Annotated in this window: 18 protein-coding genes, 1 tRNA gene and 2 pseudogenes; 4 read left to right on the top strand and 17 right to left on the bottom strand. The window is 55.9% G+C overall.

Features of this window, described 5'->3' with window-relative positions; all coding sequences use genetic code 11:
- The first annotated feature begins 59 nt into the window (after positions 1-59).
- Positions 60-1,174, top strand: a pseudogene (locus AC1DFB_RS19880) (THUMP domain-containing class I SAM-dependent RNA methyltransferase).
- Between the two features lie 126 nt (positions 1,175-1,300).
- Positions 1,301-1,377, top strand: a tRNA-Pro gene (locus AC1DFB_RS19875).
- Positions 1,378-1,449: 72 nt separating this feature from the next.
- On the opposite strand, the gene AC1DFB_RS19870 is transcribed toward AC1DFB_RS19875, so the two are convergent.
- From AC1DFB_RS19870 to AC1DFB_RS19855, 4 genes are all read right to left on the bottom strand, one after another.
- A complete protein-coding gene (locus AC1DFB_RS19870; protein ID WP_480886681.1) occupies positions 1,450-1,818 on the bottom strand; it encodes a tyrosine-type recombinase/integrase in 369 nt (122 codons plus the stop codon).
- Between the two features lie 260 nt (positions 1,819-2,078).
- The gene (locus tag AC1DFB_RS19865; RefSeq protein ID WP_480922646.1) at positions 2,079-2,975 is read right to left on the bottom strand and encodes an EamA family transporter; all 897 of its coding nucleotides are present in this window, start codon (positions 2,973-2,975) and stop codon (positions 2,079-2,081) included.
- Positions 2,976-3,033: 58 nt separating this feature from the next.
- Positions 3,034-3,657, bottom strand: a complete 624-nt coding sequence (gene wrbA / locus AC1DFB_RS19860) for an NAD(P)H:quinone oxidoreductase (protein WP_480922645.1) — start codon at positions 3,655-3,657, stop codon at positions 3,034-3,036.
- A gap of 106 nt (positions 3,658-3,763) precedes the next feature.
- Complete coding sequence (locus tag AC1DFB_RS19855; RefSeq protein ID WP_480922644.1) at positions 3,764-4,651, bottom strand: LysR family transcriptional regulator; 888 nt, start codon at positions 4,649-4,651, stop codon at positions 3,764-3,766.
- Positions 4,652-4,891: 240 nt separating this feature from the next.
- Here AC1DFB_RS19855 and AC1DFB_RS19850 point away from each other — a divergent pair.
- A pseudogene (locus AC1DFB_RS19850) lies at positions 4,892-5,214 on the top strand (transposase); the annotation flags it as partial.
- 37 nt (positions 5,215-5,251) lie between these two features.
- Here the strand turns inward: AC1DFB_RS19850 and AC1DFB_RS19845 are convergent.
- From AC1DFB_RS19845 to AC1DFB_RS19825, 5 genes are all read right to left on the bottom strand, one after another.
- On the bottom strand, positions 5,252-7,312 hold the full coding sequence (locus AC1DFB_RS19845) for an adenylate/guanylate cyclase domain-containing protein (protein WP_480922643.1): 2,061 nt from the start codon (positions 7,310-7,312) through the stop codon (positions 5,252-5,254).
- A 383-nt stretch (positions 7,313-7,695) separates the two neighbouring features.
- Positions 7,696-9,138: a pyridoxamine 5'-phosphate oxidase family protein gene (locus AC1DFB_RS19840; RefSeq protein ID WP_480922839.1), complete on the bottom strand. Its 1,443-nt coding sequence runs from the start codon at positions 9,136-9,138 to the stop codon at positions 7,696-7,698.
- Entirely contained in the window at positions 9,098-9,634 is a 537-nt protein-coding gene (locus tag AC1DFB_RS19835) for a pyridoxamine 5'-phosphate oxidase family protein (protein ID WP_480922838.1), read from the bottom strand. Before AC1DFB_RS19835 ends, AC1DFB_RS19840 begins: the two co-directional genes overlap by 41 nt.
- A 62-nt stretch (positions 9,635-9,696) precedes the next feature.
- On the bottom strand, positions 9,697-10,173 hold the full coding sequence (locus AC1DFB_RS19830; RefSeq protein ID WP_480613028.1) for a nuclear transport factor 2 family protein: 477 nt from the start codon (positions 10,171-10,173) through the stop codon (positions 9,697-9,699).
- Positions 10,174-10,185: 12 nt separating this feature from the next.
- Entirely contained in the window at positions 10,186-10,809 is a 624-nt protein-coding gene (locus AC1DFB_RS19825) for a glutathione S-transferase family protein (protein WP_480613026.1), read from the bottom strand.
- 107 nt (positions 10,810-10,916) lie between these two features.
- Here AC1DFB_RS19825 and AC1DFB_RS19820 point away from each other — a divergent pair, with 107 nt between their 5' ends.
- On the top strand, positions 10,917-11,819 hold the full coding sequence (locus AC1DFB_RS19820) for a LysR family transcriptional regulator (protein ID WP_170407194.1): 903 nt from the start codon (positions 10,917-10,919) through the stop codon (positions 11,817-11,819).
- Between the two features lie 248 nt (positions 11,820-12,067).
- On the opposite strand, the gene AC1DFB_RS19815 is transcribed toward AC1DFB_RS19820, so the two are convergent.
- The 8 genes from AC1DFB_RS19815 to AC1DFB_RS19780 form a co-directional block, all read right to left on the bottom strand.
- Complete coding sequence (locus AC1DFB_RS19815) at positions 12,068-14,728, bottom strand: molybdopterin-dependent oxidoreductase (protein ID WP_480922837.1); 2,661 nt, start codon at positions 14,726-14,728, stop codon at positions 12,068-12,070.
- Positions 14,728-15,060 carry a nitrite reductase small subunit NirD gene (nirD, locus tag AC1DFB_RS19810; protein WP_170513090.1) on the bottom strand — a complete coding sequence of 111 codons (333 nt, stop codon included), beginning with the start codon at positions 15,058-15,060 and terminating at the stop codon, positions 14,728-14,730. Before nirD ends, AC1DFB_RS19815 begins: the two co-directional genes overlap by 1 nt.
- On the bottom strand, positions 15,057-17,492 hold the full coding sequence (gene nirB, locus AC1DFB_RS19805; RefSeq protein WP_480922836.1) for a nitrite reductase large subunit NirB: 2,436 nt from the start codon (positions 17,490-17,492) through the stop codon (positions 15,057-15,059). The genes nirD and nirB overlap by 4 nt, the downstream gene beginning before the upstream one ends.
- Before the next feature lie 4 nt (positions 17,493-17,496).
- The gene (locus AC1DFB_RS19800; RefSeq protein WP_170407184.1) at positions 17,497-19,176 is read right to left on the bottom strand and encodes an ABC transporter ATP-binding protein; all 1,680 of its coding nucleotides are present in this window, start codon (positions 19,174-19,176) and stop codon (positions 17,497-17,499) included.
- A 5-nt stretch (positions 19,177-19,181) separates the two neighbouring features.
- Positions 19,182-20,264 carry an ABC transporter permease gene (locus AC1DFB_RS19795; RefSeq protein ID WP_170407182.1) on the bottom strand — a complete coding sequence of 361 codons (1,083 nt, stop codon included), beginning with the start codon at positions 20,262-20,264 and terminating at the stop codon, positions 19,182-19,184.
- Between the two features lie 73 nt (positions 20,265-20,337).
- Positions 20,338-21,702 (bottom strand): CmpA/NrtA family ABC transporter substrate-binding protein, encoded by a 1,365-nt coding sequence (locus tag AC1DFB_RS19790; RefSeq protein ID WP_480922835.1) that lies wholly within the window; start codon positions 21,700-21,702, stop codon positions 20,338-20,340.
- Positions 21,703-21,972: 270 nt separating this feature from the next.
- Positions 21,973-23,142: an ABC transporter substrate-binding protein gene (locus AC1DFB_RS19785; RefSeq protein ID WP_480922834.1), complete on the bottom strand. Its 1,170-nt coding sequence runs from the start codon at positions 23,140-23,142 to the stop codon at positions 21,973-21,975.
- Positions 23,139-23,723, bottom strand: a complete 585-nt coding sequence (locus AC1DFB_RS19780; RefSeq protein WP_170407173.1) for an ANTAR domain-containing protein — start codon at positions 23,721-23,723, stop codon at positions 23,139-23,141. The genes AC1DFB_RS19785 and AC1DFB_RS19780 overlap by 4 nt, the downstream gene beginning before the upstream one ends.
- Positions 23,724-24,495 lie beyond the last annotated feature (772 nt).

Raw genomic sequence — 24,495 nt, 5'->3', positions numbered from 1 at the left:
CAATTTGCCCATTTAATTTGCGTGTCGCACAGGCTGATCAACCGGTGTAAGCAACCACAATGGACAACAATGATAAATTCGAGATTTTTCTGATTGCCACTCCAGGGCTCGAAACGCCTTTGTGTGCCGAGGTCATCGGGCGCGGATTCTCAGGCGCCAGGATCGTTCCAGGTGGTGTTGTGTGCCGTGGCGATTGGCCGGAAGTCTGGCGCGCCAATCTGGAATTGCGCGGTGCCAACAAGGTTCTGGTGCGACTGGGCAGTTTCCCCGCCGTGCATTTGGCGCAATTGGACAAGCGCGCCCGAAAATTTCCGTGGGCGAGTTATCTCAGTCCAGACATTCCCGTGAAGGTCGAAGCAACCTGCCGCAAATCTCGTATCTATCATGCAGGAGCGGCGCGACAGCGCATCGAACAAGCCATATCCGAGGGGCTCGGCACCTCAGTCTCACCCGATGGCAAAGTCCGTGTGCTGCTAAGAATCGAAAAAGACATATGCACGATCTCCGTCGACACATCCGGCGAGCCCTTGCACAAGCGCGGTCATAAGCCTGCAGTCGCCAAGGCCCCGATGCGGGAAACAATGGCTTCGATGTTCCTGCGTGAGTGTGGGTTTGACGGGTCTGAACCGGTTCTGGACCCGATGTGTGGCTCTGGAACATTCGTTATCGAAGCGGCTGAAATTGCACTTGGTCTGCCCCCAGGCCGCTCACGTCAGTTCGCATTCGAAGATTTGGCAAGCTTCGATCCAGATGTCTGGCAAGATATGCGCGCCCAAACCGATCCGCCCGAAACAGAGCTCAGGTTCTATGGCTCAGATCGTAATGCAGGCGCGATTGAGGCTTCCCGCTCCAACGCCCAGCAAGCACATGTGGATCATGCCACCCGATTTCAGCACTGCTCGGTCAGTGACATCAAACCACCAGAAGGCCCAGCTGGGCTGGTCATCGTCAATCCGCCCTACGGGGCACGCATCGGTGATGAAAAGCGCCTGCGGTCGCTCTATGGCAGTTTAGGCAAGGTATTATCCAGTCGTTTCCAGCGATGGCGTGTGGGCATCATCACCACCACACCCGGACTTGCCCGCGCAACGCGATTGCCAATGCTTCCCCCGGCCCAATCGTTGATCACGGCGGAACAAAAATCCGACTGTATCGAACCGATCCGTTGCAGTGACTCAGCGAATTCGCGGATCAGGCGAAGGGTTAAAACCACCCCTCGAATCCAGCGACGACATATGTGTGTACGCCCAAAATCCCTCTTGCACATCGATATGACGAGGTATAGATCACGCGCCACGGTCGGAGTGTAGCTCAGCCTGGTAGAGCACTGTCTTCGGGAGGCAGGGGTCGGAGGTTCGAATCCTCTCACTCCGACCAATAAAACAAGGCGCCCGAGGGCGCCTTTGTTGTTTTTGAGACAGTGACTCCGAGGTTCGTTGAATCTGAGCGTTAGTCGAACTCCAACGCACTGGCAGCCTTACGCAAGTGTTCAGGGCTGTAGCGCACGTAGGCGGACGCGGTGATCCGGGAATCTGAATGGCCTAGAAACTGTGCGATCTCCTCCATCGAGATACTTGCTTCAGCCATATGAACAGCTTCCGTGTGCCGCTGGACGTGCGGCGACACGTCAGGTAGGCCTGCCACGATTGCGGCCGCCTTGAAGCCTTTCTTGATTGACTTTCCCGATCCGCCGGCCCACTCCACGACATAGCCAGATAATGCAGCCTTCAGGGCGTTCAAAAGCGCAGCATAAAGGCTCCTGGTCATGGGGACGATGGCCCTGCCCTTCCTCTGTCCGTCACCAGTGCGGAGATTGATCTGACGACGTTCAAAATCGACCCGATCCTATGTGAGTTATAACACAGCCCTAACCCTAGCCGCAGTCGACAGTATCAGCTCTATAGCTAGCTTGATGTGCGGTGCGCAGTCGACCGCCAAGAGCTGTGAAATCTCCCGGCGCGTCAGATACCGCTCCTTGGGGGCCGGTTTGCAGGGGCGCTCGATGTAGGGTGAGCGAGGCGCTGAGCCATTCCTCGCCCACTTGCGTGATCGGGCCCATTGTTTGCGACTCAAACCCATCAAACAGATCCAGCTGTTGCTGGTTTCCATTTTCTCAAACCCAAGTTGTCCCTTCGACTCACGCTCTGGCCGACCACAACAGAGCCGATAACTATGGCTGCTCCTATAGACTGAGTGAGGCTAAGCGTTTGTCCCAAGTAAACCCAGCCGAGCACGACAGCTGTTACAGGACTCATCATGCCGAGCATCGAAACTGCACTGGGTTCCAGGCGCGCTATGCCACGAAACCAAAGAGCATAGGTTGCTGCAGCACCGATCAACCCAAGCCAAATAAGCCCGGCGACATTTGTCGCGCTGAGCGCAGATAAAGGCGGCTCAAGGAATAGTGCGACTGGCAGCAGTATCAAACCACCGGCTGTTAATTGCCACGCTGTGAAACTCAGCGCCGAAACCGGAGGTTGCCATTTCCGGCTGAGAACAGTGCCAGCAGCCATTGACGCGGCTCCTCCCAAACCCGCTGCTATACCGATCCAATCAAGTTGTGCTTCAGGTCCGATCAGCAGCAGGGAAACACCCATTGCGCCAGTCGCGGCGGCGCCGAGCGCACCAAGTCGGATTGGGGTTCCCAGCCATCCCCACGCCATCAAAATCACGATCATCGCTTGCAACGATCCTAGGGTGGCGGCCACACCACCGGGTAACCTATACGCAGCAACGAAGAGGAGCACCCAGAACAGAGCGAAATTGAAGCTGCCTAAGACGAAAACTCGACCAAGCCATTCGCGTGGTGGAACGCAGCGCGTCACTGCAAGCAACAACAAGCCAGCAGGCAGAGCTCGTAACGCAGCCAGGGTAATCGGATAGCCAGCCGGGAGCGCTTCGGTAGTTACCAGATAAGTGCTTCCCCATACCGCTGGGGCGAGTGAGGTGAGAAGAATATCGGTTGAACGTGACATAGTATGTCTCCCGGCTGAGGCGTTTGAGAATTTGAGTGAGACGTCAGAGGCGCGCGGGTTACGCTGCTTCCGCTTGTAGGTTTGATCCAACGAGGCACGCTGCAATCCTTGCAACATGAGCGCACTGGAACCGCGCTCCGGCCAGGTCAATTTCGGTAGGTGTGCGGGCACCATCAGCACCGGCGATCGTTCCGGCACCATATGGTGCGCCGCCAATGATATCTTCTGATGTAGTCTGGCCAGCAAATGTGTAGGGCATTCCGGCAATCAGCATCCCAAAGTGTTGAAGAGGAACTTGCGTTGTCAGAAGGGTGGCCTCGTGCCCGCCATGTTGCGAACCTGTTGATGCAAAGACCGCTCCGTCCTTACCAACCAGTGCATTCCTTGCCCAAAGCCCTCCCGCCTGGTCAAGGAAGGACTTCATTTGGCCAGCCATCATGCCAAATCGGGTCGGTGTTCCAATGATGATTGCATCATAGTTTTCCAGATCTGTCGGCAAGGCGGCAGGTGTATCATCTACGACATAGCCAGCCTGCTGACGGACCTCTTCAGGGACGGTTTCGGGCACACGTCGAACGTCAACTTCAGTGCCGGGAACACTTCTGGCGCCTTCAGCTTCGGCATTGGCCAATGTGCGGACGTGGCCATAGCTTGAATAGTAGAGAACGAGAATACGTGACATAGGATACCTCTCAGGGCTGCAACTTGTTCCCTGAGAGAATGGAATTTGTTGCGCCGCCAATTAAGGCGCGCTCTTTGACATCACTCTTTACATGTATTGAACAATGTCACGACCTGAGAGCCAGGCGCAGATGATCAAGAAAGGCTGTGACCTTTGCATCCATTCCCAAGCGAGATGCTGTAACGGCGAATACTTCCGGCGCAGGCAGCTCGTGTTCAGGAAGAACTCGCACCAAGGCCCCGCTGGCTTCGGGAGCATCAGAGACGAACTCGGGCAGAGTTCCGATACCTTGCCCCGCTATCAGCAGATCCCGCAAAACGAGGCTGTTGCCGACGCGCACACGCGGATCAAGCTCTAATGTTGTGACACCTTCGGCGGTCGAGAGTTTCCAGCTCGTCAAATGATCAGCTAGCAAAAAGCCGATGATTGCGTGGGTTTTCAGATCCGCCGGCTGGGTCGGCGTCCCACATCGCTCCAAATAGTCTGGAGACCCAAATATTCTTTGCCGCATCACGCCGATCCGTCGGGCAACAAGTGCCGAATCCGGCATGGCAGCACGGATACGTATCGATAGATCGAACCCGCCCTCGACCATATCGATCACCTTGTCGTCCATCGAAAGCGTAAAACGCAGATCTGGATAGGTTTCCAAGAACTCTGGAAGCATCGGTGCGATAACGGTCTGGCCGAAAGAACTTGATGCATTCACCCGAAGATGCCCGCGCACTGCTTTTGAACCATCCCTGATGGCTTGCTCCGTTTTCTCGACCGCGTCGAGTATTCCAATTGCATCTTGGTAGTAGAGACTGCCGGTGTCAGTCAGTGACATGGATCGGGTCGTTCTGGTGAGAAGAACGGTTCCTAGACTTTCTTCCAGAAGCTTGATTTCTCTGCTGAGAAGCGCGGGAGAAACACCAAGATCTTCCGCCGCACGGGCAAAACTACCGCGTTCAACGATACGGCGAAAAGCTTGCATGACTGACAGTTTGTCCAAGTTATCACCCTTCGAAAAAGCTGCTTTTGATGTGTTACGCGATAGATCGGGTCTACGACATGCCCAAACTCACATTCTTTCAGGTCGAGCTGATCCAGTTCAATTCTTTTTGCGGAGCATCCACCACACCTGTGAACTTGAGTTCGGGAACAGTTTTCGGTTCTGAGAGCTCCTTCCTACAATCTCCCGTTACCAGCCAACCTAATGGATTAAGCGCCGCAATAGCTGCACTCGCCGTAGGGTCAGGTCAGTGACTACATTGGTGCGAGGTCATTGATCAGCAGTCTACCGAATGTCGAATGGTTGTTGGGTGACCGCGGATATGATGCCGATTGGATCGTAGAAGTGTCGAAAGACAAAGGGATACGCGCGTGCATCCCAGGCCGCAAACGGCGCAAGACGCTGTCCGATACGACAATCGCCGATACAAACGCTGCAATCGAGTTGAGATCGTGTTTGGCAGATAGAAGTACTGGCGCCGTGTGGCGACACGGTACGACAGGTGCCCCAAAATCTTCCTCTCGGCAATCGCTTTCGCCGCTTTGATCATCTATTGGCTATGAGTCCTAAGCCTAAGCGCCCAAACTTGATCAGATGTAATCAACTGCTTTTTTTGGTTCTTGCAGCGGCACGCCAATGATCCGTTGGTGGCTTGTTCAATAGGCTTTGGGTGCGGATCTTCATTGCGGTTGAGGCGGGATCCTCGTTTCGCGCCTGGTCTGCGGCCTCGAATGCGGCAACTGCCTGCTTGAACCGCCCTGCCCTATAGTGTGCAAGGCCTTGTTCGTAGAGCTTGATCCAAGCAAGAGATTCGGCGGACCCATCCTTCATGGCGATCAGTTCATAGACCACCAATTCTTCGGTGCGTCCAGACACGGTTAGCGTGTCAAGCTCGCGGACAACTATCGAATCGGCCGCCTGGCGTTTCGTTTCCGGCCCGATCAGGATCAGCGTGCCATAGTCCTTGTTGGCCCCTTCCAATCGGCTGGCAACGTTCACGACATCGCCAATTGCGGTGTAATTCAACCGTTCTTTTGAACCGATATTTCCCACCAGAGCATCGCCACTGTTCAGCCCGATCCTTACGCGCAAAGGGTTGCCAGCCTCATCTTCAATTCCGGACGCGTCTACGGCATTGACTAGTTCCAAGGCTGCTCGGCAAGCATTTATAGCATGGTTGGTATCTTTGCGCGGCGCTCCCCAAAACGCCATCACAGCATCGCCAATGAATTTATCGATTGTCCCACCGTTTTGAATGATGGCCGTAGAGGCCGCGCTAAAGAAAGGTTCCATCAATTGGACGATTTTGGGACCGAGTTTTTCAGACATTCCCGTAAAACCCGTGACATCGCAAAACAGCACCGAAATCTGTTTCATGTCTCCACCTGGCTGCGTCTTGATACCCTCAGCGACCAGCATGCGCACCAGATCGGTGGGCACGTATTTTCGGAACGCTGACAGACCTGCAGCCATACTTGCGGTTGCCGCAGAAAGATTTTCAAGCTCAGACAGTTTGGAGGGCCTACGCGCAATCCGTTCAACGTCAAAGCGCTCAATTTTACCAAGGTCTTCGGCAATGAGCGCCAACGGATTTGCTACAATTCTGCGGATCAGCCAGATCGCAAGTCCGCTTGCAACAACCACTACAACGATAAAAACGTAAATCAGGTTAATCAGCGTTTCATCAATGCCCGAAAGAAAGGCCGCTTCAGGTATGACTGTCGCAACGCGCCAGCCGTAAAACCCCAGTGGGGTAAGTGCCACCACATAAGGCACTCCGTCGATGACGATACGTTTCGTCAAAGTGCCTGGAGCATTCGTTTGGGGGTCAGCCAACAGCTTCTCGCCTGAGATCATGGCGACTTCATAGAGTTCGCCCTCGCCCATGCGCGCAGGAGTAATCTCATCCGCTTTAGCATCAGGTACAGCAATAACTTTTCCATCGGCGTTCAGGATAAAGGCAGCACCGAATTCGCCGGGCGCGAGCGTGGCAAGAAAGCGAGACAAACGATCCGTTTCGATCGCAACGGCCAGAACCCCTTGCCGCCTTCGGTTGACGTCTATTGGACCGGCAAAGGCGTAAATGGTTTTGTTACTATCCGGAAGGTTACGTGCTTCGATCCACCCGGCTGAGTTGAGGCCCATAAAGTTCTCAAACCAGGCATGTTCGCGCGGATCATAGGATGTTTCAGTAAAGGTCCGCTCTTCAAACTGGATGTCACCGGGAATGAAGATGTAGCGGTCTTTCCGTAGCATTCGGTTCCGGATACTTTCGTCGATTTCAATCATCTCGAGCCCGCCGTCACCCAAGCGATGCGATGCGAAAAAATTCCCATCTGGCCAGCCGAAGAAAATCCACGAGATATTTGGCTGTGCCTGCAATTGCGATAGAAAAACAAACTCTCGCTTATCGGCCTGCCGCGTTGCAATGACGTTCTGAACAAAGATAGTGCGAACAGCTGCCCAAGCGGCTTCGGCTGAACTTAGGGTCGCGCCCACCTCGATGCGGACTGTGTTTGCAATCTGGCCGTTAATTTCAGCTGCGAGCATACGGCTATTGTGTCGCGCTGTTGTCCACCACAGGGAGTGGACGATAAACGTCGACACCCCGATGGACACAGCCACCAGAATTGACACAGCGATGCCCACGCTAAATCGCAACTAAATCTCCGACAACAACGTCAAGTGCCTCAGTATTGAATTGAGACTGTGAGGAGGGCAAAGCTTTCTTAGATCCAATACAGAATTCTCACGTATCTGTTAGGTGCAAACTAATAGCTTTGTCGAAGCTGCCAACTTAACACTATCGGCTGTGCCTGATCTTCGACGTTTTTCCAGATGCTTCGCACAGATCGAATTGCAGCCCAATTCGGACCTTGAGCGGAGCGTTCAGACTCTGCGAGTTCAGCCTATTAAGCGGTCATTAGTCCGGGACAACACAAAGGAATCCAGTGTCGTTTCGATTTGGTGAACGCCTTTCCAACACCCAATTTCAGATTGGGTGATCCTGTCCTGCAAGGTCATGAACAAGTTTTATCCCCCTATCAAAACACAAACGTCTCACGGTGAAGCCTTGCTTCCTCGAGGCCCAAATCGTTGAGCGCCGCTTCAGAACTGGTCATCAAAGTTTCAGGGCCGCACATATATACATCTCGCATTCCGAGATGCGCGACCGATTGAATGTCTTTGCTATGCATGCGTCGCTCCTGAAGCTGCAGCGGCTGATCGGTGAATGCTGCGTTCAGATCATCTCGAGCGGATTTCGCAGCCAATGCGTTTTCGCCTGCGCTTTGAAACGCGACAATACGCAGTGTCACCTGGTCCGAAACAGAGCTGTTTTTTTTCGCAAAGTGCTGCAGAATTGCAATGTCATCGTCCCGACCGGAAAACAGAAACACGATATCGATGGGCTGGTCCTGCGGGTAAGTCTCTACCACTTGTTTGACTCCGTCCCACATCACCATGAACGGGGTGATGCCAACGCCACCCGCGATCCAAAGCATCTTTGCTGGGAACTTTGGGGGGCTGCCCTCAGCCACTTCGGAAAAACAGGAAAAGCCCGCTCCGGTGCCCTTGAATTTAACTGGAAGATTGTACGTGATCAGCTTCTCCGCATAGTTGTGCAGGAGGTTGGACATCAGACCGCCTGGTTTGCGTTTGACCGTAACACTGATCCGATTGGTCGTGCGAAACGCGTTGTTCTCTTCGTCAAACTTTGGCGCTCCGGAAAGCGTCCATGTGCGGACGTAGTCCTCGTTCACAAGCTGAGGGTTTGTCTCGTTCATGTGGCTGTATCCGGCGTCCACCAGGTCGGAGAAGTCAAAGACGCCAAAGCCACCAGGCAATGGGGCATTGATTGCCTCAGACAACTCGAATTCGAAAGTACTGATTGTGCTGGACAGGGGTTTTGTAGCGATAAGCTTGGCGGTCAGCGGGATAGCGGCGTCGTGCGCCTTGATTGCATGCCCCATCTTCTCCAACTCTGCGCGCAAATATTTGACCGGCGGATTGTAGGGGGAGAGTTGCTCTTTTGATGCCAGCTTGAGGTTTAGGCCTCCACGCACAAAAACCGCGCCCGTTACCTTGATACGTGTCAGCAGGCTCACGCGCGGCATCAGCGCATCTGCGTCATCCCCAAGCAGATTTTCAGCATCCCCCGTAATGTAGAGGATCTCACCGGTTTCAAAGTCTGGAAAGACCAGCCCAACCTTCGGGTCCGTTTCGATATTGCCCAGCGACTGGTAGAAGCGATTGCCAGAATGATCGGGCAGAACCAAATAGGTCGTAACCCGCGCCCCGTCGTTCTCCTCGTAGAGCCGGGTAAAGCCGGGCGCGCCGCCGCGATGATTGACGCCCATATCGGTCTGAGCGCCTGCAGTGGTGGCATCGCTTGTATGTTTTGTCGCCAAGAACAAGGTGCTGGCGCGCGCTACGACGGATTTGGCCTCATTCGACAGCACAGATGAGTGCACATCGAGAGCCGTCATGGATAATTTCAGGGTTGCGTCGCGTGTGCCCTAAGGAACGGACTGTAATGTACTTTGGACAGTTCCCCAAGTGCTGATCGGACAACAGTTGTAACCTGATCTTCTCCTCGCCCTCGACATCTGCGGTACGTATGGAGCCCGCAATTTTGTTTCGTCGGCGGTTACCGAAATCGATCCCAACCCCGGCAAAGAGCCGCGCTTCAAGGCCCGATGCGGGATCCTGGCTCACAGCACGCACAAAGGGATCATGCGGATTGGTTTCCGCGACCACATGCGTGGTGTTCTGGCCCGCAACCTGAATGCCAACAGAAGGGTCGCTGTCTGATTGTGTAACCAGAAGGCTGACCCACGGACGCCCATTACGATCAAGCGTTGCGAGCGGCAAATAGGACAGACCCGCAAAGAAATCCGCATGCTGTTTCGGCATGTCGCTTTCGATGTAGTGCGGAATCGCATCGCTCACCTCTTTGGGAGTGTGACGCCGCTCTTGCAGCATCAACTCACCTCTGTGCGATTTATGTATCTGTGCCATCGCTTGATCCTTTCACCTGAGCCACGCTAGAGCCCGAGATCGCTCAGACCGGGGTGGTCATCCGGACGGCGCCCCGGCGGCCAGCGGAACTTTCGATCCGCCTCTTGGATGGGGTGTTCATTGATGCTGGCAAACCGGCGTTCCATGTAGCCATCCTTGTCGAACTCCCAATTTTCATTGCCATAGGCCCGGAACCAGTTTCCGCCGTCATCGTGGTACTCATAGGCGTAGCGGACCGCGATGCGATTGCCGTCATGTGCCCAAAGCTCTTTGATCAGACGGTAGTCCAGTTCCTTGGCCCATTTCCGGGTCAAGAACTCCTCAATCTGATCGCGCCCTTGGGGAAACTCGATCCGGTTGCGCCACTTGCTGTCCGGCGTGTAGGCCAGCGCGACCTTGGCCGGATCCCGGCCGTTCCAGCCGTCCTCAGCCAGGCGCACCTTTTGAATGGCGGTTTCTTTTGAGAACGGTGGCAAAGGATGCCGTTGGGCTTCGGTCGCCATGGGTTTGCCCTTTCACTCTGCAACAAGACCAACAGCCGTCGCCGGCATCGCTTCAAAACCGGGCAAGGCCTCAAACCGAGCGAGCCAGGCACGGACATTCGGGTATGGCTCGAGAGAGACATTCCCCTCCGGCGCGTGTGCCGTATAGGAGTAGCTAGCCACGTCAGCGATGGTGGGCTGCTCGCCAACGAGCCAGTCGCGACCCGTGAGACCACGCTCCAGTTTCTGCATCGCTTTTTCCGCAGTCGCGGCTGCAAAGTTCGGGTCCAGCGGCGCGCCAAAGACGGTGATCAACCGCGCAGCGCAGGAACCAAACGCAATCTCTCCAGCCGCTAAAGTAAGCCAACGCTGCACATTTGCTTCTCCGACCGCATCACTTGGTATCCAATCAGGCGCATATGTCCGCGCAAGATAGACAAGAATCGCGTTCGAGTCGGACACAACAACCTCGCCATCCTCAAGGACGGGCACTTGCCCATTTGGGTTCATGGCAAGAAATTCAGGCGACTTATGCGCGCCAGCTGCTAGATCGACGGGAACAACCTCATGTGCAATCCCGGCAAGTTTCGCAAAGACCAAAGCGCGGTGTGCATGGCCAGATTTGGCGAAATGGTGAATACGAACAGCGTTGGACATGGGTTTCTCCGGTTGGTTGCAGGTGTTGAACAAGCAATACACATTGCGCTTCTTGATGATAATCTCCTATATTTGACGAACTTTAAGCCCTCAGAAGGCGCAATGGGATGGACAAGATAGACCGCATGCGGGCCTTTGCGCTGGTTGCAAAGAACACGTCGTTCACCGTCGCTGCGCAGCGCATGGGGCGGTCTGCGCGTTTGGTCAGTAAGTACGTAGCTGATCTGGAAAACGCGCTTGGTGTACAGCTGCTCAATCGCACGACCCGCAGCGTGTCGTTGACAGATGCGGGTGCAACATACCTGATGTTGTGCGAGCCGCTTCTCGACGGATTCGACGAACTCGAAGACAGGGTCAGAAATGAGCAGGCGTCCCTTCGCGGTGTGATCCATATCTCGGCGCCAACGGGGTTTGGCGCATTGCGGTTGGTACCTTCGCTCGCAAAATTCGCTGAGAAACACCCCCATGTAGAGCTCGATCTGAAGTTTTCTGATCGCAGAGCGTCGATTGTTGAAGAAGGCCTCGACCTTGCTGTCAGGATTGGCCCAATGCGGGACAGCTCGCTCAAGGTTCGGCAATTGGGCCGCATGCCCTTGGTTGTCTGTGCCTCACCCACCTATTTGGAACGCGCAGGGCGCCCGGACCATCCCCGGGCACTGGCCAAACATGAGTGCATTCTCGATGGCAATATGACAGAGCCTACAGTGTGGAGGTTCGACTTCGGCGGCCAAGAAGAGGCTGTCCAAGTGACCGGACGCTTCCGAATGAACGCTCCCGCTGCGTCAGCTCGCCTTGCTGAACAAGGCGCCGCCATCGCACGGTGCCCGGCATATACAGTCGCAGATGCCTTACGGTCCGGCGATCTGGTCGAGCTGTTTCCCGAGAACCGGGTGTCGCCATATGTCGTCGCTGCATTGTTTCCACAGAACAGGCGCATTACAACTCGGGTGCGCGCGCTTCTGGATCACCTAGCAGGCGACCCGGCTTTATGTCCTGATGGCAAGCGCTGAAGGCCCAAAGATGCAGTTCGACTCCAGTCGCCTTAGCTCTATTGCTGCGCGTTAGAGGAGACATTCGCTGCAAAACCGAAATTGCTACGTAGTTAAAGGTCTGGAGCGCAGAGCCAGCCATCGTCTGACAAATTATTCGAACCGGCTAGTAAGGCTTAATCGGATATCTGGTTCAGAGTGAATAGAACCCCCCGCTTACGTTGACAACCACCCAAAGCTGACCACGGTCCTGTTTGAAAGCCCAGAGTCTATCCTAAATGTTTCTGTGGGCAATTCTTCAGTTTGTTGCGGTTCAATTTCGAATGCTCCATGATCAAACCTGCCAACTCTGGTTGGCATGAGCCACAGTTAGTTCCGGCTTGAAGAGCATCTCCAATATCGTCCACACTGATCAGATTTAAGTCGTCAATTGCGCGGATGATAGTTCTTAGCCCGACTCCAGTACATGAACAGACAATTGGGCCGCAGTCTTCTGAGGCAGCAGAGGAACGACCGGATAATATCCGCAGCGGCGAAACTTGGGGTAAGGTTGCCAAATAGTCTCGCATCAGCGCGATGGGCTTAGGGGAGACGAAGAGTGCCGCCAATATGCGCCGTTCTTCTGACAGCGCAATTCTGAACGACCCGCTCTTGGCATCTTCTACAGTGGTGGCTGCGGCATCATGTAATCCAAACCATTGTCGGGCGGTATTTTCCCAATCATCGATGACCTGCTTCCCGGCCAATTCCATTCTGTAGCCATTGGTTGTTTTGGAAGTTGCCCAATAGTCTGCTTCAGGCGAGGCCGCGGCAACTGAAACGGCAAAACCGTACCATGCGGCATTCATACGTTGTACAGATACCGCTGTGGATTTGCTTTCAGGTTGTCCGGAAATCGGATCCGTCACACTTGGAACAAGCACGTCCACACGAGCTGATGGGGCGGTTTCGCCTGTCCAGTGAATAGGTGCAAACACCTGACCTGGCGGGATAGTTTCCGTGATGCGCAGTCGAAAGATGCCACTTCCAACGGAGCTGTTGAGCTCTACCAAATCGGCAGAACTGAAACCAAGTTCATCAGCGTCCTTGGGATTAATATCAATGTAAGGTTCGGCAAGATGAGCCGACAGGCGCGGCGACAATCCGGATCGGGTCATGGTGTGCCACTGATCCCGATTTCTCCCTGTGTTCAACAGGAAAGGGTAGCGTTCTGATGGCTCTGCCTTGGGCGTTCGATGGGTGACCGGCACAAACCGTGCCTTGCCATCAGGATGAAAAAACTGCCCGTCTCCGAAGAAACGACCGTCAGTTTTCCGCGATGCCGTGGGCCATCGTGTCGGGCACATCGCATCATAATCTTCGTCGTTGATGTCCGAAAAGCCAGCAATCTCAAAGTCTTTGCCAAATGAGATGGCAAGCGAGGACATGTTCGCATATTCCCTAAAAATCTGCGCCGCAGACTCATAGCTGAAGGCCTCGGCCCAACCCATGCGGCGGCCAACCTCGGCCAAGATATCCCAATCCGCACGTGCCCGTCCCGGAGGGGTCAGAACGGCGCGTTGCCTGCTGATCATGCGGTCGGAATTGGTTGCTGTGCCGCTTTTTTCGCCCCATCCTGCTGCTGGAAGCAATACGTCTGCGAGACGCGCGGTGTCTGTTTGGGCAGTCAGGTCGCTTACAACGGTGAAGGGGCAGTTTTTGATCGCCGCCTTGACTCGATCGGCGTCCGGCATCGTGGCCGCTGGATTGGTGTGGATGATCCAAAGTGCTTTGATCTGTCCATCTTTAACGGCGCGAAACATGTCGACAGCTTTGAGCCCCTGCTTTTCTGGCAGGATGGGCGCTTTCCAAAAGTCCCGGACGGCTGCTCTGTGGGCCTCGTTTTCGATATCCAGGTGACACGCAAGCATGTTGGCCAGACCGCCGACCTCTCGACCACCCATGGCGTTTGGTTGACCGGTAACCGAGAACGGGCCCATCCCTGTGCGTCCGATGCGTCCCGTAGCCAGATGGCAGTTCAGGATCGAGTTGACTTTGTCTGTTCCGCTGGAGGATTGGTTTACGCCTTGACTGAAAATCGTAACAACCCGCTCGGTTCCAATCCACAGATCGCAAAACGCTTCGATTTCACCTGGGGTAAGTCCGGTCTCATCCGGATCATCAAGCTGTGCGAGTTCGAGGGCTTCAGTGTACCCTACGCTGCGATCCAGAAAATCCGGTGCCACATGCCCCGATTGGTGAATTCTGCTCAGCAAGCGGTTGAACAATGCCACGTCACTGCCGGGTTGCAACGCCAGATGGAGATCGGCCTGATCGCAGCTGGCTGTTCGGCGCGGGTCGACAACCACAATCTTCGTACCGCGCGCCTGACGCGCAGCTATGACGCGTTGATAGAGAACGGGATGGCACCATGCGAGGTTTGAGCCAACCAAGACAACCAAATCAGCCTCATCCAGATCCTCATAAGTCCCGGGCACGGTATCTGTGCCAAAGGCGCGTTTGTGTCCGGCCACAGTTGACGCCATACACAGTCGAGAATTGGTGTCGATGTTGGCCGACCCCATAAAACCCTTCATCAGCTTGTTGGCGACGTAATAATCCTCTGTCAGCAACTGCCCCGAGACGTAAAATGCCACGCTGTCCGGTCCATGGTTCTTGATTGCGGCAGAAAACCGATCTGCGACCAGTTGCAGCGCGTTGTCCCAGCTTGTGTCTCGGCCGAAGGCGCGAGGAGCCAGCAACCGATGTTCCAGCCCAACTGTTTCCCCCAAAGCCAATCCTTTCGAGCACAAACGCCCAAAATTCGCTGGATGATCCGGATCGCCGCGAACGGTCAAGCCTCCGGCCCCATCGGGCCGCAGAAGCACACCGCAGCCGACCCCGCAATAGGCGCAAGTCGAGCGAACTTCAGGCAGACCACTTCCGTCCATCAGGCGGCGCTCCGCCGGGTAACTGCGCTGTCGTCTAACAGGATACGGTCGTCAACAATGCGCACGGGATAGATGGTGATGCGGCCATCATCTGCGCCTTGCGCCTCGCCCGTATTCAGGTCAAATACCCAATTGTGCAAAGGACAGGTCACCGACTGTCCGTGCACGATACCCTCAGACAAAGGACCGCCCTTGTGCGGACAGCTGTTGGTCGCGGCATAGACCTCCACCTCGGCAGTACGGAAGACAGCGATGCAGCCGATATGCGTCTTGACCAGACGCGCCCCACGCAAGGGAACCTCGTCGATATGTCCGATGTCGATCCAGCTCATTCTGCGGCCTCCAGTGTGAAATCTGCAATTGGCGCGTAGGTTTGCGCTTTCTCTTTGACGTGTTCGGCCCACGGGTCTTTGCGGTAGATGTTTTGCGACAGTTCAAACCGCGCGACGAGGGCCGCGCGATTTTCAAGGTCGTCCACGACCTGCACCTTGACCCAGTCCATGCCCACCTTACCCAGCCATTTATATAAACGGTCCAGATACTTGCCGCCTTCGCGATAGGCTTGCGTGACGGCCATCACGATCTCGACCGCTTCTTCTTCGGTGGGAATCTGACAGAGTAGCTCGGTCTCTTTGACATCCATCCCTGCGGCCCCGCCGATGCTGATCTGATAGCCAGATTCGACGCAGACCACGCCGATGTCCTTGCAGGTCGCCTCGGCACAGTTTCGAGGGCAGCCAGATACGGCCAGCTTCAGCTTGTGCGGCGTCCACGACCCCCACAGGCTTCTTTCAAGCTTTATGCCAAGCCCGGTGCTGTCCTGAGTACCAAACCGGCAATGATCGGTGCCGACGCAGGTTTTGACCGTGCGCAGACCTTTGGAATAGGCGTGGCCAGAGACCAGCCCGGCTTTGTTCAGGTCTGACCACATGGCGGGCAGATCTTCGCCTTTGACGCCCAGCAGATCGATCCGCTGACCGCCCGTGACCTTGACGGTGGGAACATCGTATTTATCCGCCGCATCTGCAATGGCGCGCAGTTCGTCGGGCGTGGTGATCCCACCCCACATACGCGGTACAACGCTGAACGTGCCATCCTTCTGGATGTTGGCGTGTTTGCGTTCATTGACGAAACGGCTTTGTGGGTCGTCTTGGTATTCCAGCGGCCAGTCGGCCAGCAGGTAGTAGTTGATCGCGGGCCGACAGACATGGCAGCCATTGGGCGTCGTCCAACCCAGTTCCTGCCAGACGGCAGCCTGACTTTTTAACTCCTGCCCTTTGATCAGGCGTCTCACATCCTCATGAGTCAGGTCGGTGCATCCGCAGACCGGCTGCGCGGCAGGCATCTGGAACGCGTCGCCCAGAGTGACCTGCAACACTTGCTCAACCAATCCTGTGCAAGTTCCGCAGGATGCACTAGCCTTGGTGGTCGTGCGCACCGCGCCCAGATCACCCGCCCCCGCATTGATCGCCTCGGCGATGTCACCTTTGCATACGCCGTTGCAGCCGCAAATCTCCGCCTCATGCGGCAATGCTGCAACGGCTGAGAGAGGGTCCGCAGTGTCGCCCCCCTGATATGCGGGTCCGAAGATCAGCGTCTCGCGCATTTCTTCTACGCTGGCGCCGTCTTTGATGAGGCCAAAGAACCAGCTGCCATCAGTGGTGTCACCATACATGACCGCGCCGACCAGCCGATCCTCTTCAATCACAAGCCGTTTGTAGACCCCGCGCGAGGGGTCGCGGAACACGATATCCTCGCGCCCCGGCCCATCCGCAAAATCCCCCGCACTGAACAGATCGCAGCCGGTGACCTTCAACTTGGTCGATAGGGTTTTCTGAGCAAACGCAGCCTCTTCACCCAACAAAGCCTGCGCAGCCACTTTCGCCTGATCGTAAAGCGGCGCGACAAGACCGAAGACCGCCCCGTCATGTTCGACGCATTCACCTACCGCAAAGACATCCGAATCCGAAGTTAGCATCTGGTCATCCACATGGATACCGCGCCCGGTGGCCAGCCCAGCCTCTTGCGCCAGAGCTGTGTTGGGGCGGATACCCACGGCCATGACAAGCAGATCACAGGGCAATTCGGTCCCGTCGTCCAGAAGCAGCGCGCGGACCTTTCCGTCCTGTCCGAGGATTTCTTTAGAGTTCGCCTGCAGGCAAATCCTGATGCCTTTGTCTTCCAGCGATTTCTTCAGCAGGTAGCCTGCGGCCTCGTCCAGCTGTCGCTCCATCAGGTGACCCATGATATGCACCACTGTCACGTCAACGCCATGGGCAGCCATACCCGCGGCGGCCTCGAGCCCCAGCAAGCCGCCGCCGATCACGACCACCTTGTTGTCAGGGCCCATGCCTATCATCTGCTCGGTGTCTTCCAGATCGCGGTAGGCAATCACACCCTCCAGATCATGCCCTGGCAGAGGGATCATGAACGGGTTAGACCCGGTCGCAATCACCAGCTTGTCATAGGGAACGTGGCCGTTCTGACCTTCGACCACCTTCATCTCGCGGTCGATCTTCGCGACCTTTTCACCAAAGCGGCAGGCAATACCCCGCGCGGAATACCACGCGTCGTCATGGGTGACGATCTCTTCATAGGTTTTCTCGCCCGAGAGTACCGGGCTGAGCATGATGCGGTTGTAGTTCCCGCGCGGCTCGGCGTTGAACAGGGTGATGTCGAACGTATCCGGCGCGGCGTCGGTCAGGTGTTCCAACACCCGGCCTGAGGCCATACCCGCGCCTATGACAACAAGTCTTTGCTTCATGATTTCACTCCGCTGCAATCGCCTTGGGGGCGGGTGTTTTGGGCTTGGCGCCATGTTCATATTCTTCGAGGAAATCGAGGACTTCCTGCCGGTAAGCATAGTAATCCGGATGCTCCAGAAGGGCTTTGCGCGTGCGCGGACGCGGCAGCTCAACCTTGGTGATCTTGCCGATCGTTGCCTGCGGACCGTTGGTCATCATCACCACGCGATCGGCCAGTAAGATCGCCTCATCCACGTCGTGGGTAACGCAGATCGCAGTGACCTTGGTGCGGGACCAGACCTCCATCAGGACTTCCTGTAATTCCCATCGGGTCAGGCTGTCGAGCATGCCGAAGGGCTCATCGAGCAACAGCAGTTTGGGGGACAGAGCAAAAGCACGGGCGATGCCGACGCGTTGCTTCATGCCGTTCGATAGGTCGCTTGCGGATTTGTCCATCGCGTCAGCCAAACCGACCCGTTCCAGATAGTATTCGACCACATCCTGACGCTCGGCCATGCTGGCCTTTGGGTAGACCTTGTCCACCCCAATCGCGACGTTCTCCTTGGCGGTTAACCATGGGAACAGGTTGGGGGATTGGAACACCACCGCGCGTTCGGGATCGGCCCCTTCGACGTGACGGCCATCCAGCTTGATCGCACCCTTCGAGATGTCGTTCAGCCCCGCCGCCATGGTCAAAACCGTGGACTTGCCACAACCCGAATGGCCGATCAGCGAGATGAACTCGCCCTTGTCGATCTTCAGTTCGAAATCCTCGACCACGGTCAGAGGGCCTTTGGGCGTCGGATACACCTTGTGAAGCTGCGAGAAGTCGAGGAAGCGGTTCTCGATCAGCCCCTTTTGCGCCTCGGCCACCGCCGTTGGAACACCGTGGATTGGAGTGACATCCGGGAGGATACGCGAGCCTTCGACCTTGGCCTCGATCCCCACATCCATCAGGTATTTGGTGACGTCCGCGCGCAGGCGTTTGAAAGTCTCGTCATTGTTCATCGCAGCGCGTTCGCGCGGACGCGGGATTGAGACAGGGAATTCCTGCCCCAGTGTGCCATCCGGGTTCAGGGCAATGATGCGGTCGGCCAGAATGATTGCCTCGTCCACATCATTGGTGATCAGTACGCAGGTTTTTTTGTCGGCTTCCCAAATGTGTTCGATCTCATCAGCCAGATTGGCGCGGGTCAGCGCGTCGAGCGCCGACAGAGGCTCATCCAGCAACAAAACTTCGGGGTTCATCGACAACGCACGCGCCACGTTGACCCGCTGGCGCATGCCACCCGACAGCTCGGCCGGACGGCGTGTGGCGGCATGGCTGAGGCCAACCATCTGTACATAATGCGCGACTTTCTCGGCTTTCTCGGTCTTGCTGAGACCCGGGAAGACCGTATCAACCGCCAGACCCACATTGCCGCTGACCGTCAGCCACGGCATCAGCGAGTAGTTCTGGAAGATCACGCCCCGCTCCGGGCCCGGCCCTTTGATCGGGGTACCTTTGAACGTGACCTCTCCGCTGGTTGGGCTATCCAGCCCGGCCATCAGATTGATCAGGGTCGTCTTGCCAGTGCCCGAGAAGCCAAGGATCACCAGAAACTCACCCTCTTGCACGTTCAGATCGATGCCTTTCAGCACATCCGTGCGAGCGGTGCCTTCACCGAAGGATTTCGAGGCGTTCTTGAAACTTAGGATGCTCATCGCACTCACCGGTTGTTTGTGAAGGTAAACAGGGATTGCAGCGCGTACATCACCCGGTCCAGCAGGAAGCCGATGATACCGATGGTGAAGACCGCAACCATGATCTTGGCGAGCGAACTGGAGGAACCGTTCTGGAACTCATCCCAGACGAATTTGCCCAGACCGGGGTTCTGCGCCAGCATTTCCGCCGCAATCAGAACCATCCAGCCGACGCCCAGTGACAGGCGCAGGCCGGTGAAGATCAGAGGCAGGGCAGAGGGCAGCACCAGTTTGGTGATCTTGGTATAGGTGTTCATTTTCAGGACTTTGGAGACATTCACCAGGTCCTTATCGATGGAGGCTACACCCAAAGATGTATTGATCAATGTGGGCCATAGCGAACACAGAGTCACGGTAATGGCCGAGATCAGGAAGGATTTCGCGAACCAGCCGTCATTGGTGACGTAAACGGCCGAGACGATCATCGTGACGATCGGCAACCAGGCCAGAGGCGAGACCGGTTTGAAGATCTGGATTAGCGGGTTTAGGGCTGCATTTGCAGTCGGAGACAGGCCGGCCGCGATACCAAGTGGGACCGCGATGACGGTGGCGATCAGAAACCCAAAAAACACTGTTTTGATCGAAGTCCAGATTTGCTGGTAATAGGTCGGAGCACCCGTGAAGGCGACCTCTTTCACTTTCTCCGGCTGGCCAGCGTCAATGAATTTCTGATTGCGCTTCTCGACCATGGCCTCGAACTTCGCGCGTTTGGCCGCTTTGGCCTTGGCATCCTGGTTCAGGCTGACCATCTCTTCCCAAACCTGCGCCGGCCCCGGAACCGCGCCGAGAGAGGTCTGCACCTTGGGGGCCAGCGTTCCCCACAGCAACAAGAAGGCGCAGATCGACAACAGAGGCACGATCAGCAACCGCCATATCTCGGTCATCTGAGCGCGGGGATTGTCTCCGGCAGCAGCTTTCAGGATGGGTGTGGCCCAGCTGAGTCCCAGCACCTGGAACCATTTGTCGGCTGCATTGATGCGGGTGAAAAGGCGGGCGCGACGTTCCTCTCGGGCGGCGTCTGCGTTGAATTCGGGATCGACCGTTGTCATCTGATGTGTCCTTGCGATGGCGGGGCACTTTGGGGGCTGCGCCCGGCGCGGGCCGGGCGCGGGTTTTGGGGAATTAGCCTTGCACGTCCGAGCCGATGATCTTCTGCTCGCCCTTCAGGCCTATGGACAGGCTTTCGAGATAGGCGTTGGGTGTGCGTCCGTCGTAAGCGATGCCGTCAATGATATCTTCGGCCGGGGTCGGCGCTTTGTAACCATCGCTGTCCCAGGGGAAGTCGGCTTCATTCGCCAGACCTTCGTCGACCAGCAAGCGGGCGGCTTCCAAATAGATCTCGGGTTTGTAGACGGACTTGGCGACCTCGTCATACCAGCTGTCGGGCTTGGACTCGGCAATCTGCCCCCAGCGGCGCATCTGCGTCAGGTACCAAACGGCGTCCGAGTAGAACGGATAGGTCGCGTTGTAGCGGAAAAACACGTTGAAATCGGGGACCTCACGCTTGTCGCCCTTCTCATACTCAAACGTGCCGGTCATCGAGTTGGCGATAACCTCATAATCCGCGCCCACATATTCAGCCCGGCTCAGAATCTCGACGGCTTCAGGGCGGTTGGCATTTTCGTTCTCGTCCAGCCACATCGCTGCGCGGATCAGGGCCTTGGTCACGGCCAGAGTGGTGTTGGGGTACTGTTCTGAGAACTCGGCATTGAGACCAAAGACCTTTTCGGGATTGTTCTTCCACAGCTCGTAGTCGGTAATAACCGGAACGCCGATACCCTTGAACACAGCCTGCTGATTCCACGGCTCACCCACGCAATAGCCATAGATCGTGCCGGCCTCCAACGTGGCAGGCATCTGCGGTGGAGGGGTCACCGACAGGAACACATCCGCACCAATCTGACCGGTCACGTTTTCAGGGCTGTAGTAACCCGGATGCAGACCACCGGCGGCCAGCCAATAGCGCAGTTCGTAGTTATGGGTCGAAACAGGGAAGACCATGCCCATGTTAAAGGGCTTGCCTTCTGATTTGTACTTCTCGACGACCGGGGCCAGAGCCTCGGCGCTGATCGGATGCTGGGGACGGCCGTCGTCCATCACCGGGATGTTCGGCTTCATCTCTTCCCAAATCTCGTTGGAGACGGTGATGCCGTTGCCGTTCAGGTCCATTGAGAATGGCGTGATGATATGGGCTTCGGTCCCATACCCGATGGTTGCGGCCAATGGTTGTCCGGCCAGCATATGTGCGCCGTCAAGCTGTCCGTCAATCACGCCATCCAACAGCACCTTCCAGTTTGCTTGTGCTTCCAGCGTCACGAACAGGCCTTCGTCCAGAAAGTACCCATTCTCATAGGCGACAGCCAGCGGCGCCATGTCGGTCAGTTTGATAAAGCCAAAGGTCAGCTCGTCTTTTTCCAGTTCCAATTCGGCCAGTGCTGGAGACACAAGCGCCGTCGTCGCGGCGAGGCCTAAAAGAAGCTTTTTCATCTCGATCCCTTTCGGTTCAGCCCAACCCCATGGGCAAACAAAAAAGCCGCCGACACAGTCCGCCGGGAGGAGGTGGCGGATGGTCGAGCGGCTTTGCTCTTCTAAGGTGCCCTGGATTGTGGGCGAATTCCGTCGGTGGGCGTCGTTGCCTTCCGATGTCCCGATTAAGTCAGACGCGCAGTGCGACGTCATCATTTTTTGACATCTTCACTTCGAGAATTCTGCAGTGCAGCAAAAAGAGATGCTGCGCTGCAAAAAAATTGTGCAATCTTACCCTGCGGGCTCGAAAATGCGCCGGTCGAAGAAGACGTTCCGAGACAGAATCAGGCTGCCATTGGCTGAGGCAACTGCCGTCGACTCAGACAAAGCTCCTTCAAGTTTCTCGGATGCGCCGGGTGTCTCCACACCAAGCCCTTGCAACTCGCGACGATAGAGATCACTTCGAAAGACTTTAGCTGCTTGTCGTTCCGCTGTCCCGACGTCCAGCCCGTTTCTTAGCGCCAATTGATGCGCGACCCATTTTGCCTGACTACGCCACGGGAAGGTGGCAGCACCGTCAAAAAACTCGACAAACCCTTCCACACTGCGTTGCTCGCCGCGTGCAGATATGGCGAACTCACCCATTAACGCTCGGTCGATCAGCTCGGGTGAGACATTGAGGTAGGTTTTGCGTGACAGCATCTCGGACGCGGTTGTTCGGCTGTCCGTGTTTGACAGCCAGCGTCCCGCACGCCATACGGTCCGCATGAGACTTCCCAGCAAATGCGGTTCCGTCTCGGCCCAGTCGTTTCTGACTGCCAACACCTTTTCAGGTGCACAAGTCCAGATCGCCTTTCCGGGCAACAGCAGTGCGCCAACACTGTCGTCCACTGCGAAGGAGCCCCAAGGCTCGCCCACGCAAAAGGCATCGATCTCGCCTCCCGCAAGCGCCTGCGCCATGAGCGGCGGCGGGACGGTGCGGATTTCGACCTGTTTTGAGGCCAGTTTGGTTCCCGCAATCCAATAGCGCAGCAGCTCGACATGCATTGAAAATGGGAAAGGCACGCCAAACACCAAGACTTCATCGGCAGCTTTTGCCAGTGCAGCCCCAGCCGCAGCGGCATCGGTGAAATCAAAACCATAGCCCTGGTCGATCAGTCGCTCGGCCAATTGCGTTCCAACACCTATAACATTGCCGTTCAAAGACAGGACAGATACCGCAGATAGCGGTGTCGCGATTCCACCAAGACCCAAAGCCATCGCAACGGGGACAGGCGATAGTAGATGCGCCGCGTCCACATGCCCAAACGCCAGCATATCGCGCAGAGAGGACCACGATGGCGCCGGACGCAGGTCCAGCGAGATGCCTTCAGCATGGTCGAACCCCAACTCGCGCGCGACGATCAATGGGGCCGCGTCGACAAGCGGCATATACGCGACGGGCAGTGTTACGGTTCTCATGACAACAACCCCGAAGCAGTGACCAAGGCTTCGGCCACCTCGGCGACGCGGCGGTTTTGGTTCATCGCGGTTTTTCGGAGTAGCGCATAGGCTTCATCTTCCGAAATGCCCTTGGCTTTCATCAGCAAACCTTTTGCGCGGTCGATCACTTTACGCTCTTCAAGCGCACGGCGGGTTTCTGCAAGTTCAGTCCGCATCTGGCGCAGCACCTGAAACCGAGCGATGGCGGTATCGATAACAGGTTTAATTCGCTCAGCTTGCAATCCATCGACAACATAGGCCGATACACCGGCCTCAACAGCAGCTTTTGCCAATCCGCCTGCGGCGCCTGAGACGAACATAGCCACGGGTCGTTCCAATGGGCCCGAAGCAACGGTAAGTTCTTCCAACATATCTCGAGAGGGGTTGTCTATATCGATCAGGACAATGTCTGGGCTTTGCGTTGCAATTTTACGTGCTAACCCAGAGACGTTGCCGATCACAGAAACATCTACGTCTCCAGTCTCTTTCAAGGCATCTACAATTGCAAAAGCACGTTCTTGATTTTGCTCGACGACAACGACAGTCAGGTGTTGTTTCATGAAGACTCAATCGAACTCAAGCTTGAGTTGATCGCAATTTCAAGATCATCAAACTCGCGAGCAGGCTAGCGGTTCGCCCAATTTATCAGCTTATTTTTGTAAGTAGTGGAATGTCTGCACAGTTTTTCTACATGCCAACAAAGAAATCTGCCGTGAACACCGCGGTCGCGCATTGAGTCGAATCATTGGTTTGTCCTTTGCGTCACCCATTGGTTTTGGAAGGGCCAATTGCACTTCAGCAGACCAGGCGAAATCGAAGGTCCGCTTTGACAGCTAGAACCTTGTGAGGCCTCGATCGCAGCGAATGACTGCTTCCCGCCTGATTAGTGTATAAGAAATGTATGCTTCGGGTTATTCGTATGTTGGTTTTAGGCATCGTTGGCCTCAAATTAGCAATCACTAACCAGGATCGTGCGTCGGAAAAACTCGTACTTTAGGAGTTGTTCCCAGAGCTCGATCGAAGTCTAGGAGGCCGTACAGCGAACCTACGAAGATATTGTGCACGGTGTTTTGAAAGAAGCGAGAGATTGCCAGCACCTTTATCTTAGCCCCACTCTTTGGTTGGGTCTCCACAATTGCAGCGAATTCAATAAGTTCTTCCAGTGCATTGAAGCCCTCGTTGACGATACGTTCGTTCAAGAGGCGCGGATATCGCGCCGACAGCCTGTTAGAATCAGGTAGCGCACGAGTCGTCCGAATGAGGATTCCGGATCAGCTGTTATCTAGATGGTACGAAGCTCTTCGTCAGTTTAGGCTCGACCCATCTCAGATT

It is taken from the genome of Ruegeria sp. S84 (assembly GCF_056583445.1).
This window is presented reverse-complemented; position numbering and strand designations above follow the sequence as displayed.

What these genes read in the sequence shown, in the direction of transcription:
- AC1DFB_RS19820 (WP_170407194.1), top strand. Translation starts at nt 10,917, where the DNA reads ATGGACAAGATAGACCGCATGCGGGCCTTTGCGCTGGTTGCAAAGAAC.
- wrbA (WP_480922645.1), bottom strand. Translation starts at nt 3,657, where the DNA reads ATGTCACGTATTCTCGTTCTCTACTATTCAAGCTATGGCCACGTCCGC.
- AC1DFB_RS19835 (WP_480922838.1), bottom strand. Translation starts at nt 9,634, where the DNA reads ATGCTGCAAGAGCGGCGTCACACTCCCAAAGAGGTGAGCGATGCGATT.
- AC1DFB_RS19825 (WP_480613026.1), bottom strand. Translation starts at nt 10,809, where the DNA reads ATGTCCAACGCTGTTCGTATTCACCATTTCGCCAAATCTGGCCATGCA.
- AC1DFB_RS19840 (WP_480922839.1), bottom strand. Translation starts at nt 9,138, where the DNA reads ATGACGGCTCTCGATGTGCACTCATCTGTGCTGTCGAATGAGGCCAAA.
- AC1DFB_RS19795 (WP_170407182.1), bottom strand. Translation starts at nt 20,264, where the DNA reads ATGACAACGGTCGATCCCGAATTCAACGCAGACGCCGCCCGAGAGGAA.
- AC1DFB_RS19865 (WP_480922646.1), bottom strand. Translation starts at nt 2,975, where the DNA reads ATGTCACGTTCAACCGATATTCTTCTCACCTCACTCGCCCCAGCGGTA.
- AC1DFB_RS19830 (WP_480613028.1), bottom strand. Translation starts at nt 10,173, where the DNA reads ATGGCGACCGAAGCCCAACGGCATCCTTTGCCACCGTTCTCAAAAGAA.
- AC1DFB_RS19790 (WP_480922835.1), bottom strand. Translation starts at nt 21,702, where the DNA reads ATGAAAAAGCTTCTTTTAGGCCTCGCCGCGACGACGGCGCTTGTGTCT.
- AC1DFB_RS19800 (WP_170407184.1), bottom strand. Translation starts at nt 19,176, where the DNA reads ATGAGCATCCTAAGTTTCAAGAACGCCTCGAAATCCTTCGGTGAAGGC.
- AC1DFB_RS19780 (WP_170407173.1), bottom strand. Translation starts at nt 23,723, where the DNA reads ATGAAACAACACCTGACTGTCGTTGTCGTCGAGCAAAATCAAGAACGT.
- AC1DFB_RS19785 (WP_480922834.1), bottom strand. Translation starts at nt 23,142, where the DNA reads ATGAGAACCGTAACACTGCCCGTCGCGTATATGCCGCTTGTCGACGCG.
- nirD (WP_170513090.1), bottom strand. Translation starts at nt 15,060, where the DNA reads ATGAGCTGGATCGACATCGGACATATCGACGAGGTTCCCTTGCGTGGG.
- AC1DFB_RS19815 (WP_480922837.1), bottom strand. Translation starts at nt 14,728, where the DNA reads ATGGACGGAAGTGGTCTGCCTGAAGTTCGCTCGACTTGCGCCTATTGC.
- nirB (WP_480922836.1), bottom strand. Translation starts at nt 17,492, where the DNA reads ATGAAGCAAAGACTTGTTGTCATAGGCGCGGGTATGGCCTCAGGCCGG.